The following is a 12,748-nucleotide window of genomic DNA, read 5'->3' on the forward strand; positions in this document are numbered from 1 at the left end:
AGGTATTTCCATCTTTCCTGATTTTATCTTCGGCCATCGGCTAAACCCGGAAATGCAAAATGTAAGAAAATAAAGTACGGTCTCTGTTGAAGCAATCAAGTAGCGTAAGCAAAAGCGTATGAAACAGCATAAAAACCCCAGAAAGTCTAAGTTTTTTGTGTAGTGTATTTTCATGGCCAATTTCTATATTGGAGTACTCCAAACCATTGACTTACTTTCTTCCGCTTTCTCCCCCAGAAAATACCTTTTAGTGGGTATTGAAATTAATTATCGAATAACGAAGTTTTGATAGTAATCTCTGTTTATATAGAAAAATTATGAAAACTAAAATTTTGATGGGCTTGATGCTTCTTTTGGGTTACGTTATCCAAGGACAAATCCAAAACAGTTTAGGCAATACAATTTTTTTTACTGATCGAGCTAAGCAGTTAAAATTTGAGACCACGGCTAATAACAAATCCAAAAGAATTGAAATCGGGGGCTCAGGGAAAATCGAAAAGCTTTTTTCAGATTATTGGAAATCTTATGAGTACTATTTTAACGATCCAGTTACAAATGAGAAAAGGGAAACTGTTTCTACCTCTCCAGGTTTGATAGGAAAACTTGCATTTGAATCAAATGAAGGACTTTTTAAAAGTGGAGGAAGGAATAAGTTTAGTGTTGAATTTGGATTTATCAAGGGTATCGACAAAATAAATAGATACAGTCAGAGGAAGTTGGCGTACACCTTTGGAGCATCTGCAAAATATAGTTATGAAAATAGAGCTGTTCTCTATGATACAATTTCGCTTACAAAAACAAGAGATTACCCGAGCACATTTTCGCTAAATTTTCATAGCGAACTATATCCTAGATGGTCCTTAAAAGGACTTGTCATAGGACTAACTTGGGGATATGCTTATGAGACTAACCTTTCAACACTTACTGGATTTCAAGATTTGCCCGTCCAGTTTCAAAATATAGAAATTTCTTCCTTGGGAGATGAAGATGGAAAAATAGGAGAACTAGAATATCTGAATAATTTTTACTTTGGAATTTCAACTCCCTTTTTTCCCTTTAAACAACAAGAAAATAAGCCAGGATTATTAAATATAGGGTTGAGTAAAGTTGGGTTTGTGCCTTATCTCCGCTATACCTTTGGTGGCAGTGATATTTTTAATCCGGGTATCACCATGACTATTATTGATGTTTCCCTTAACAAAGATGAATTTCAGGAACTATTCAAAAGTAGTTTTAATATTGGTGTAGATTGGCTACGCATTGACAATAAGTGGTCGGGACCAGTTGTATTTATTGGTGGTACTCTTTCAGCTTTGGAACTGTTTGATCATAAAAAGGAAGATATAGACGCAGAAAAAAATATTGATAGAAAAGCTTTCTAATTAGATATATTGTTTCTATGTAACCTTAGCTAGTTTGAAGATTATCATGCCGGTTATAGGCCTACTTAATATTTCCTTGTAAAGGTAACGAACACTCACTGTACAACCCGAGGTAGGAGGGTAGGGGAATGAGTGTGGAATGGGCTATTAGCCCAATTGTTCCTTAGCTTCTGCAATACGCTCCTTTATTTCATATGTATTTTCATCCAATTCAAGAGCTAAATTGAATTTTTCCAAAGCCCTAGCATAATCGCCTATATCGAAATAATAAACCCCGAGGTTCATATGTGCGTAGGAATTGGTCTTTATCCAAACTCATGGATTTATCAATATCCCTAAGACCTTCTTCGGTTTTTCCCAGTTTTATTTTTGCCAAACCTCGATGATTATAGGGATAAGCATGGTTAGGTTCTAATTCAATGGCCTTATCAAAATCGATGATTGCTTTCTCATATTCTCCCATCAAATTATAGGTATAACCCCTGTTATTAATGGCCAAAGAATTATCTGTATTGAGTTCCAATGACTTTTCATAATCTTTCAAACCTTCGGAAAAATCCTTTAGATATGATTTTGATAGCCCAGAATTATTGTAGTCGTTTGTATCAAAGTTCGCCTTGTCATTTTTTTTCTCGAATTCTTCGTTAACCAACTTGGCATTTTGATAATCATGTGCATTTAAATAAGCTGAAATTGCCAAACGATATATGTAATCCGGTTTATGGTTGGAAGCAATAAGTTCTTTTAGTATTGTTCCAGCTTTAAAGAACTCTTTGTCGTTATATAGATTAATAGCTTCACCATATTCTGGCGGGAGGTTTTTATATTTTATCAAATCCAATAGCAACTGACCGTCATTATAGGTAACAGTACCATCATACAATTCAATAGGTTTTCTTTTAGGAATGATGTTGGCGAAAAAATCAAAATACGTTGATATGCCGAAGAAGAACAGCAGAACCACAAAATTATCATTCAAATTGGCGAAAAACACATAATAAGTAACAACCAATGCTAATACCAAAGACATTATTGGCCCCATTAGGGTCACAAAAATCTGGTTGTTAATAGAAACTTTTTCATCATGCATTTTGCAAAGGCCAATTTTCCAATGAAAAGGATTCTTTCTGAAAAATACTTCCAACCTTTCAATATTGATTTTGATGCTGTCCTTTGGGTCGCCATAAGAACCCAAGTATAAGGTAACTTTGCCTTCGGTCAATAACAAAGCAGGAACCCCATGGCCAAGCTCATGAACAAGTGTGGAAATTGGTCTAAGAAAAACAACAAATACTAGTAGTAGAAAAAGGTAGGTATAAAACAATAATGATTGACTTTAGGTTATCGACTCAAATCTAACAAAAACTTATGCTTTCACTAATTGATTTAAATAAATCTCCATCACCGCCTCTTTAAGTTCCAATAAGGATATGACAGCTGTTTTGTCCTCAAATTGGGTATCGTTATAATGCCAAAGCATCAGAATTGATTGTATCAATGGTTGCTACTGCCCAACCCTTAATTGACGTGCTCTGATGCTGGTGCCATTACCATCGCCAGACCATGACCCCCAAGCGGCAAATAGAACGCCATCCGGTGCGGCGGCAATGGATGGAAAGACTTGAAAGCTGTCCGTGTTGGTATTCACTTTGAACATATCCCCGTTCAGTGTGCCCGTATTCAGCAAACGTCGCCCATATATTTCATCGCTACTATCATTTGATGAAGCATCGGCTTGCCAAATGGCAACAAACCCACCTCGGTAGTCATTGACAATTCCAAGATTTTGATTTCCACTGGTATTTTGGCTCAGTATAATTTCATCCGTCAGGGCAGTGCCATCACCGTTGTAGATTCGTGCCGCGATATCACTGGCCAAGGTTTGGGCGCTGCTACATTTCTCCGGATCTTCAAGATGTTCCCAGACAATGACAAACGTTCCATCGGCTTGTGTAGCGATATCCGGGTTTTTTTGATCACAGATTTGGCGCGTGTTAACTTGTTCTTCCATGGTCATTACTGCATTACCTTCACTGTCAAAGCGCTTAAAAACGATTGCGATTCTTTCGTTATCAATGTTTAGACTCTCCCAAACCACGATAAAACCACTGGGTACCGCTGCGATTCTAGCCGTATTTTGCCATCCATTGGTAACGGTATTGACGCGAAATTCACCGTTACTTATGTCATTGAAGTTATCATCGTAAACTCTAGCGTAGATTTCACCTGCCTGTCCATCCTGGTCTGCACTTTCCCAAATAACCATCAAGTTTCCATTACTGTGATACGCGGCATAAGCCTGATCTTGATCGGAGTTCGTTTCTTCGTTGATTCTAAATTCGCTACCAATGGTAGTGCCAGCGCTGTCATATCTTTGGGCGTACACCCCAAAACCACTACCATCTTGATTTTTGCTTCTCCATAAAATGATATGTGAACCATCATTGGCAACGGCAACCGTGGGTTGGCTTTGCGTCGACTCGGTTTCGGTGTTTACCACAAATTCATCGCCCCGTTTGGATCCATCCGAATTATATCGCTGGGCAGCCACTGCAAGGCCATCGTTATCTTGCCCATCGCTTTCCCAAACCACTATGGCCTTACCATCTGGAGCAACAGCAACTTTGGGGTAATTCTGATTCTTGTTTGTATAAGAATTGACTTGAAAGTCGTCACCAAGAAAAGAGAAAGTGTCACCACTTTCTTCCCCATTCATCGCATTATCCCCTTCATCATTGGTCGTATTATTGTTTTCATCAATCCCGTCACTATTGTTTTCATCAATCACCTCATTGGTGTCGTTGGAGCAGGAAGTGCATACAAAAACAAGGCAAAACAGTACAAAAGTTAGTCTTTTCATAGTTCTTTAACGTTAAATCTTAATGAAAACTATTCATGTCCGTGTGTCGTTCGTCGAAAAATCGAAAAGCGTGCTAAAATTCTTGCAGTTCATCGATGAATAGCACTTTGCTACATCGTATCCTTTATGTTATGCCTGCCCTGAGCGCAGTCGAAGGGTAACTTGAGCTTTGGTAAAGATTTGGTAGACCTTTTGAAGTAGGAGCGGGCTGGTGCGCTGGAAAAGTTTGTACGGTATTTCCCGAAAAATTTCTTCTCAAAAATTTCTTTTAAAAAAGGTAATGGAACACTGTTTTGCCGAACCCGCAGAGTAGGGGAGGTGAAAGTGTATGGAATGGTTACTTGTCAAAATGGACATGTCATCTTTTTTGTACAATTATTACAGGAAAATGATGTTTCTTTATGCTCCATTAAGGGAATTGATCAACTTTGATTTTTGAAGCGAATGAAATTGAAAAAGTGTTTTTATTACGTCATTCTGGTTTTAACTATTGGCTGTTCGAAAGACGATGAAAATAATATAGATCAAGGAAATATTGATAATTTTTACAGTGGGGCAGATCGTTCGGCATCCATAAATCAACTTGAAGGAATTTGGGCAATTTTTAGTGCTGAATTCGATGGAGAACGAACTGAGGTGCCGATAACCTATGCCGAATGTGAAAGGGATTTTTTCATTTATTCGGAAAATGGCACTTATAGAGAATATTTGTTTCAGAGTAGTGGATGCGACCCACAGATTAATGAACTTGACTGGGAACTAAACAATGGCGTTTTAACATTTACTAATTCCCTTGGTCAATCCGATGATTTGGTAATCATAAGATTGAATGATCAAGAATTTGTTTTTAAATCCAGATTCGATGTAGATGAAGATGGGCAATTGGACGTGTTGATATTGACTGCTAAAAAATATGAACCAGAGGAAATTGATTTTGTCTCTAGTACTTTTAAAAAGAACACGGATGATGCATTTGAAAACCTGATAAATTTCACTTGGGAAGAATATAATGGGTTCAACAGCTTTGAGCGATACGAAGTATATAGAAGTGCAGGTGAAAATTGTAGTAAGGCCAATTCAGAGCTTATCGCGACTATAACTGATGTCACAGAAAATGAATATACTGATTTGTCTCCACCTGCAGTCGAATCTTTATGTTACTATCTGAGGGTCTACACGGACAAAGGAATACTTGGAGAAAGTAATGTTTATGATATTACCCCAAGTTTTTTTATTCGTATGTCCGCTGTTTCCCAAAAGGACCCGGTAGTAACGGATAACAGTATTGAAATTTCATGGGAACCGTCAGATTCACCTTATTTCTCTCATTATGAAATTACTGTGTCAAATTATGGAGGCACAAGTGCTAATGGGGCTCAGGAATACACTCTTGCGGAAATTACCGATATAGATGAGACCAATTATATAGATAAGACTCCGCCATATCTAGAGAATCCATTTTATACAGTTTACGCCTATAACATTTTCGGCAATAAAAGCCCCTTGAGTGATAATCAAAATATTGGTGTACGAGAAGTGAATTTTAAAAGAAAAGAAGTTATTGAATATAAAAGCATTCTTTCTTTGACTGTTGACCCTGAAGCGCCTATAGTCTATCTCTTTGGGAAACCAAGTGGAAATGGAAATACGGGAATAGATATTCGTCGATACAATTATGAACGGCAAGAAACAGAGGCCGTTTCTGATATTTCGCCGCAAAGTTCAACTTATTCAGATATCAAGTTGTTTCTTTCACAGGCAAATGGAAAGGAATTGGTAATAAAACAAGGCATAGAGCTATACTTTTATAATGCAGATACCATGGAATTTAAATATGCTATTGTGCCGGAAGGTGTAAGCGGGTTTTGGGATTTCACATATGCCCCGGAATTGGATTTATGGTTGTTCATAACAGGAAGCGAAATATTTACCTTAAAAAGGGATAATACAAATCTTTCTCTAATTGACAGTACGCCACATTTTACCCAGCACCAAGGAAATACATTGCATAGACTTTTCATGTTAAATAATAACAGAGTATTGGTTGGCCATCCGAATGAACCAAACAGTATCGTAAAAAGTCTTGACCAGAACGGATTTATTGTCGGGTCAGAAATGGTAGATTTTGGCATCAGAGGTTTTAATAACGAGAAAACTCTGCACAACACCAACGCAATGTACATGTTAGATACAGAGGAAAATAGACTATATAGTACTGATACTTTCCAAGTCATTGAATCATTTGAGTTTCCGGCTTTTCCATCAGGCACAAGTATAGATGGCACACAGGTCTTTGGCAGTAACAATGACCGAGATTGGCAAGTTAATTCTGAGAGTCCACACCAAAAAGAGGCGGTAGTTTATGGTAGAAATCTGGGTCAAGCGAACAATATTCTAACCATAGGTTATCCCCATTTTATTTTTGAAGACTATAATGGCAACATTATTAGTGTTTCAACAGGATTTAAAAAACAAACATTGAATCAAAACTATAATGACAAGGCAGATATTTTTGTAGAGCGCTTAGATACTCCATAAGATTAAAATGGGATTAGGAATTTTTTAATTGTAGAAGTACTGGTTATCCAGGGAAAGTCGCAGGTTTGGCTTGCGGAACAACTTGGAAAGAGTACAACGTCTGTTGCTGCCATATGCAATAATAAGTCTCAACCACATCTAAAGGACTTAAAAAAGATTGCTGTGATTCTTGATGTAGACATTAGAGAATTGTTAGTACCTAGGCCCTCATGGTAGATACGGACTTTTTCTTAAGTATTTGATTATAATATATTTAAAACATTAAGCACTAATCCCTTCAATCTTAAAATCTCTAATCTTATCAAATTCAAAAAAGCGATATTCTCCTTCCGAAAAGAGCTTTTTGAAATTATATTCACCGTATAAGTTTACATGTTGCCAAGTCATGATGGAGCTCTTCCTCATGATTTCTATTATTTCCATTGCATCTTCTTTGGAACTACTTTTAGAAATTACATCGCTTAATTTCAGGTAATTCCAAAGCACTATTAGGCTTCATCCCAAAAATAGGACAAAATGTCCAATAAAATCACCTAATTTATTGTAATTCAATTTTTTACGGACGTTATACTGTTTCGGGATTACACTACCATTTCATGGCTTTTAAAACGACTTGGGCGCAAAACGGTTAATGGACTATCTTTACGGAAATAAACCGATTATGTTTCTTTCCATTTTCTTAAAAGGCTCAATGTTCTAAGTATTCACTTAAAACATTGAAATCGTGAAACATGCAAAGCGATTTATAAAAGCTTTTGGTCTCACCCAAGAGGGGCATATTGATTTTCCAAAGAAGATATCCAATATCCGCATTTCAAGGATTGACAACTATCGTAAGATGGGTGGCTGTTGGTTCTGTTTCCCCCATGGAATAGAGACTACTAACTCAAAATTTTCAAAACGTACCCGTAACTGGAAAAAACATAGGAGAAACCAATACAAGTCCTATTGACCTAAAGGCTGCACGAAACGACAACTTGGCTCGGAGGCATTAAAAACACTGGTGTTTATCGATTAATTAAATTCCCCAGTTTTTCTTATTGGTCTATTTGAATATAGTGTTCTATGGGGTTCATTGAACGTACTGCCCAAGTGTGCTATTTTGTGTTTATGCAATAATGAGACTCCTTTTTTGTTTATTGGAACAACCACGGTCAATGTTTCTGCTCATTGAGCACTTAAATTGAGAAAAAATGGAGGATGGGAAACAGGATACTCCCTTTTAACCTCTAAAACTTCAAAGGCAATTTACTTTTACCTGGAAGGTACATATACTTCATTGGATGGACTAAAGTCATATTCAATAAATGACCTGTATGAATATAATCAAGAAAACAATAAAGTAACAATGCCATTAAATGAACTAAAAAGTGAAATACTAGGCATTATTTCAAAAATGTCGAAGAATTGATTAAAAAACTTGACACAACAAAGAACTGAGTTAAAAAACAAGTTCATTTAGCCTAATCTTGACACATAATTTTCATCATAGGGCAGTCCTGATTTTGCAATGGCAAATGCCTGTTTCAACAGTTTGTTGGATACGGCTATCAATGCCAGTTTTTTGCTTTTCCCCTTTGCCGTGATACGCTCATAAATCTGCCTGCACCCCTTGTTGTGCCTGCAGGCCGAGAAGGCACACAGGAACAATAGGTTCTGTAACTTTCTATTGCCCACCTTGCTGATCTTGCTCTTGCCGCGTACGCTGCTCCCGGAACGCCTTTTCGTTGGGGTGGTGCCCGCATAATTGCACCGCTGGGAGGCCGTGAGGCCCTCTGTAAGGACAATCAAAAGGGCCACCGTCTTATCACCGAGCCCAGGTATGCTCTTTAAGTCGGTGAGCTGCCGTTGTTGGGTTTTCTTGACCAGGTCGAGCAAGCGCTCGTTCAGGGCTTCCAACTCTCTGTCCAACGACTTGAGGCTCCGTTTTAACGAGCTGTATACCGTCCTTGATGGTACGCCCAGCACTTTCTCCCCATGAAGCTTGTTCTTTATCTGGATGCGCTGTTTCAGGTATATGTCCATCAGGGCAAGCAGTTGTATACTCTCCGCTTGATCCTTGGCCCTACCATTATACAGGGGGACATCGTTTACCATGGCATATTCCCGTATGGCCCTGGCATCGCTCTTGTCGGTCTTGACCTTGCTCAACTTCATTTGAATAAAGCGCTTAACCGATAAGGGGTCCACTACCGAGACCTCGGTGTCCCTTCTATTTGGGCACTAATTATGGAAGTAAACTTCTATATTTATGGTTACATAACAATGGGCCAAACATACGAGCCATGACCGTTACCAAAGTTCAAATAAACGATAGTAAACCTATCGGAATAAAAATACACTTTGACCATGAACCTAATTCAATAAGGGGCTTTTTTATTGGAATTGATTTTCCAGGCCGGACTTGTATCCCATTTCCACCAGCGATAGAAGGATGCCGTTGTCCTGTTATCCGAGGGAACACAAGCTGTTGGTGAACCCACTGGATCCGGATTTCAACAAGGCCGTCCAGGCCATTTCCGTTTTGTCCCTGATTTAATAGGTTTCAACACTTTTTTTAGCAGAATTTAAAAGCAAAGGTTAAACTGTTTTTAGTTTATCAATATTCTTTGATCAACGAACGACTGGATACATGGTATTGACCATTGTACCAACAAAAGTTCCGATAAGTTGAAAAAAAGATCACTGCTTCAATACAGTTCCGTCCCAAATTCCAAAAAAGGAAAGAAAAGTACCCCACCGTTCTTTATGGTGCACAATGCTCTTGCCATTGTCGGGCGCGCTGGTTTATGGCAGACAACCGATAGGCCGAGACATCGGGGAACGGTACAAAAATATGGGAAAGAGCACATTTTTGCCATACTGTTGGTGTTTATCCTCGGTGCTCCGGCCATGGCACAGGAGGCTTTTATCACTACTTGGCAGGTAGGAGAAAATAGTATAGGGGACGGAGACCTGTCCATCACCATTCCCACCGAAGGAAGTGGCTACGATTACACCGTGGATTGGGGTGAGGATAGCGATAATGATGGGATCAACGATAAAAGCCAGAACGTCACCGGAAACGCTGATCATACCTACAGCGGTGCCGGCACCTACACCGTATCCATCACGGGAGATTTCCCCAGGATCTATTTCAACAATAACACTAGCGGTGACAAGGACAAGATACAGACCGTGGAGCAGTGGGGAGACATCCAGTGGAACAGCATGAACAGCGCCTTCTATGGATGTACCAACCTACAGGTCACGGCCATGGATGCCCCCGACCTGGCCCAGGTAACAGATATGAGTGATATGTTCCGGGAGGCCCGTTCCTTCAATCAGGACATAGGTAACTGGGATGTGGGAAACGTAACAGATATGAAACGTATGTTCCGGGAGGTCAGTTCCTTCAATCAGGACATAGGCAACTGGAATGTGGGAAACGTAACAAATATGGAGGACATGTTCAACGGTGCCACTTCTTTCAATCAGGACATAGGCGGTTGGGACGTAAGCAATGTCACCAATATGAGTTTCATGTTCGTAAATGCCAGCTCCTTCAATCAGGACATAGGCGGTTGGGACGTGGGCAAGGTCACAAATATGAGACTTATGTTCAGTTTTGCCTCTTCTTTCAATCAGGACATAAGCGGCTGGAAGGTGGGCAATGTCACAAATATGGGTCTTATGTTCCGGGAGGCCCGTTCCTTCAACCAGGACATAGGTAACTGGGATGTGGGCAATGTCACAAATATGAGTCAAATGTTCTGGGCTGCCAGTTCCTTCAACCAGGACATAGGTAACTGGGATGTGGGAAACGTAACAGATATGAATCATATGTTCTGGGCTGCCAGCTCCTTCAATGGGAACATCGGAGATTGGGGAGATAAGACAAGCAATGTAACGGATATGAGTTTCATGTTCAACGGTGCCACTTCTTTCAACCAGGACATAGGCGGTTGGGATGTGGGAAACGTAACAAATATGCAATCCATGTTCTGGGCTGCCAGCTCCTTTGATCAGGACATAGGTAACTGGGATGTGGGAAACGTAAGAAATATGAGTGAAATGTTTATTGGAGCAAAACTTTCAGTTGCCAATTATGACGCACTGCTTATAGGTTGGAACTCAAAAGTTTTACAAAATAATGTTCGATTTAATGGAGGCTTAAGCCAATATTGTTCAGGGGAATCGGCCAGATCAAATATGATTAGTAATGATAACTGGAGTATTACCGATGCAGGAAGAATGATGGCACCAATGCTAGAAGATATCGCCGATCAAACTGTTTCCGATAGTTATACGTTACCAACAATCATTGGGGAAAACCTCACAGGTGATGAAAAATATTATACAGGTAGCAATGGTACAGGAACATCTTACAACTCTGGACACACGATTAGCTTTAGTGACTTTTCCTCTTATCCAATTACCCTGTATATCTACGATGGTAATCCAGACTGTAGTAGTTCAGAACAAGATTTTCAACTGACCATAACCTCATTACCACCACCATGTACCATGTTATCGTTACCATTATCGGGAGCTATTGATGTTCCCATAGGAACAAACATTGAATGGAACGAGGTCCCGAACGCAACAGGCTATAGGCTGACTGTCGGTACAAGTTCAATGGTTGGCGATATCCTATATGCTTTGGATGTAGGGGATGTTCTGGGTTACGATCTACAGGAGGACCTACCGGAAGGCACATCCATTTATGTTGGTATAATCCCTTATAACTTGGGAGGGGACGCTATGGCCTGTACGGAAGCAAACTTTACCACGGAGCTTTTGATCCCATTGCCATCGTGTACCATGTTATCGTTACCATTATCGGGAGCTATTGATGTTCCCATAGGAACGGGCCTGGAGTGGAACGAGGTCCCGAACGCAACAGGCTATAGACTGACGGTCGGTACAAGTTCAATGGTTGGCGATATCCTATATGCTTTAGATGTAGGGGATGTTTTGGGTTACGATCTACAGAAAGACCTACCGGAGAACACATCCATTTATGTTGACATAACACCTTACAATTCAGAGGGAGACGCTATGGCCTGTACAGAAGAAAACTTTACTACAGAGCTTTTGATCCCATTACCACCAAGATTCTTTACTCCAAACAATGACAATATAAATGATTATTGGATAGTTCCAAACCCATCAAATCAAGTATTAAAGGTTTTTATTTTTGACCGATACGAGAAGTTGTTAAAAGAAATAAGGGATATTTCGGCAGGTTGGGATGGTACATTCAATGGCCGCCCTATGATAGCTGATGACTATTGGTACTCAGTAATCTATAGAGATGGTAAGATATTAAGGGGACATTTTAGTTTAATACGCTAAACTTCTAAACTAAATCAATTGGGATATAAATTAAGTGTGTAGTTTCTTTTAATTTTATGAACTTATCTTTTTAAGATTTTAGCTTTCCCATGGATCATACCTGTACGCCTTTATCGTAAAGGAAGAAATGGTCTTGACCAAGGGTGATGTCATCGGATTTGTCGGGAATACCGGTAAATCGGACGGGAACCATATCCATTATGAGATCAGAAGGGATGGGAAACCCCTGGACACCTACCCTTTTTTCACACTTGGGGATTGATCGTAAGGACTGTCTCCAGAAGCATTAAAATGACCAGAATAGCATTAATATCAATATAGGCCATGACAGTTTTGATCCTACTTCTTATAGTTGCCCCGCTTGTTGCGGTGACCACGCAATAACAGAACAAAAAATATTTGATGTTGAGTCGACCGAATATATGTTGATGAAATTTGAATCTGAGGAAAAAAGACAAAAATCCATTGACGGAATTAAAGAAAGGGAGTCTAAAAACATTTATCAGTATTTATTGAACCCAATCGGACATTCGGAAAAACCACAAAGAGAACTGAGCTAAGCTAAAGTTCAATTAAAGGATTTTCAAATACATCGATTTTATCCCATTATGGTACAATACACCCGTATCTA

At 39.3% G+C, this 12,748-nt stretch carries 10 protein-coding genes and 1 pseudogene; 6 read left to right on the forward strand and 5 right to left on the reverse strand.

The window, feature by feature from the left end; all coding sequences use genetic code 11:
* The first annotated feature begins 317 nt into the window (after nucleotides 1-317).
* The gene (locus tag L0P88_RS21810; RefSeq protein ID WP_247131993.1) at nucleotides 318-1,382 is read left to right on the forward strand and encodes a hypothetical protein; all 1,065 of its coding nucleotides are present in this window, start codon (nucleotides 318-320) and stop codon (nucleotides 1,380-1,382) included.
* Between the two features lie 147 nt (nucleotides 1,383-1,529).
* Here the strand turns inward: L0P88_RS21810 and L0P88_RS24195 are convergent, their stop codons facing one another.
* The 3 genes from L0P88_RS24195 to L0P88_RS21820 form a co-directional block, all read right to left on the reverse strand.
* Nucleotides 1,530-1,667, reverse strand: a complete 138-nt coding sequence (locus L0P88_RS24195) for a tetratricopeptide repeat protein (protein WP_409557696.1) — start codon at nucleotides 1,665-1,667, stop codon at nucleotides 1,530-1,532.
* Nucleotides 1,624-2,526 carry a tetratricopeptide repeat protein gene (locus L0P88_RS21815; protein ID WP_247131994.1) on the reverse strand — a complete coding sequence of 301 codons (903 nt, stop codon included), beginning with the start codon at nucleotides 2,524-2,526 and terminating at the stop codon, nucleotides 1,624-1,626. Before L0P88_RS21815 ends, L0P88_RS24195 begins: the two co-directional genes overlap by 44 nt.
* Nucleotides 2,527-2,886: 360 nt before the next feature.
* The gene (locus tag L0P88_RS21820) at nucleotides 2,887-4,242 is read right to left on the reverse strand and encodes a hypothetical protein (protein WP_247131995.1); all 1,356 of its coding nucleotides are present in this window, start codon (nucleotides 4,240-4,242) and stop codon (nucleotides 2,887-2,889) included.
* Nucleotides 4,243-4,686: 444 nt separating this feature from the next.
* On the opposite strand from L0P88_RS21820, the gene L0P88_RS21825 reads away from it, so the two are divergent.
* Both L0P88_RS21825 and L0P88_RS21830 read left to right on the forward strand, forming a co-directional pair.
* Entirely contained in the window at nucleotides 4,687-6,780 is a 2,094-nt protein-coding gene (locus tag L0P88_RS21825) for a lipocalin family protein (RefSeq protein ID WP_247131996.1), read from the forward strand.
* Between the two features lie 45 nt (nucleotides 6,781-6,825).
* Nucleotides 6,826-6,996: a helix-turn-helix transcriptional regulator gene (locus L0P88_RS21830; protein WP_313791605.1), complete on the forward strand. Its 171-nt coding sequence runs from the start codon at nucleotides 6,826-6,828 to the stop codon at nucleotides 6,994-6,996.
* Nucleotides 6,997-7,041: 45 nt separating this feature from the next.
* Here L0P88_RS21830 and L0P88_RS21835 read toward each other — a convergent pair whose 3' ends face one another.
* Entirely contained in the window at nucleotides 7,042-7,266 is a 225-nt protein-coding gene (locus L0P88_RS21835; RefSeq protein WP_247131997.1) for a Tn3 family transposase, read from the reverse strand.
* Between the two features lie 697 nt (nucleotides 7,267-7,963).
* Between L0P88_RS21835 and L0P88_RS21840 the strand changes: the two genes are divergently transcribed.
* Nucleotides 7,964-8,191, forward strand: coding sequence for a hypothetical protein (locus tag L0P88_RS21840; protein ID WP_247131998.1), 228 nt, complete (start codon nucleotides 7,964-7,966; stop codon nucleotides 8,189-8,191).
* A gap of 47 nt (nucleotides 8,192-8,238) precedes the next feature.
* Here the strand turns inward: L0P88_RS21840 and L0P88_RS21845 are convergent.
* A pseudogene (locus tag L0P88_RS21845) lies at nucleotides 8,239-8,979 on the reverse strand (IS110 family transposase); the annotation flags it as partial.
* Nucleotides 8,980-9,450: 471 nt separating this feature from the next.
* Here L0P88_RS21845 and L0P88_RS21850 point away from each other — a divergent pair.
* Together L0P88_RS21850 and L0P88_RS21855 are read left to right on the forward strand one after the other, a co-directional pair.
* Entirely contained in the window at nucleotides 9,451-12,117 is a 2,667-nt protein-coding gene (locus L0P88_RS21850) for a BspA family leucine-rich repeat surface protein (protein ID WP_247131999.1), read from the forward strand.
* A 112-nt stretch (nucleotides 12,118-12,229) separates the two neighbouring features.
* Nucleotides 12,230-12,379 (forward strand): M23 family metallopeptidase, encoded by a 150-nt coding sequence (locus L0P88_RS21855; protein WP_281499750.1) that lies wholly within the window; start codon nucleotides 12,230-12,232, stop codon nucleotides 12,377-12,379.
* The last annotated feature ends 369 nt before the right edge of the window (nucleotides 12,380-12,748 follow it).

This window comes from Muricauda sp. SCSIO 64092 (assembly GCF_023016285.1).
Taxonomy (GTDB): domain Bacteria; phylum Bacteroidota; class Bacteroidia; order Flavobacteriales; family Flavobacteriaceae; genus Croceivirga.

What these genes read in the sequence shown, in the direction of transcription:
- L0P88_RS21810 (WP_247131993.1), top strand. Translation starts at nt 318, where the DNA reads ATGAAAACTAAAATTTTGATGGGCTTGATGCTTCTTTTGGGTTACGTT.
- L0P88_RS24195 (WP_409557696.1), bottom strand. Translation starts at nt 1,667, where the DNA reads ATGAACCTCGGGGTTTATTATTTCGATATAGGCGATTATGCTAGGGCT.
- L0P88_RS21820 (WP_247131995.1), bottom strand. Translation starts at nt 4,242, where the DNA reads ATGAAAAGACTAACTTTTGTACTGTTTTGCCTTGTTTTTGTATGCACT.
- L0P88_RS21825 (WP_247131996.1), top strand. Translation starts at nt 4,687, where the DNA reads ATGAAATTGAAAAAGTGTTTTTATTACGTCATTCTGGTTTTAACTATT.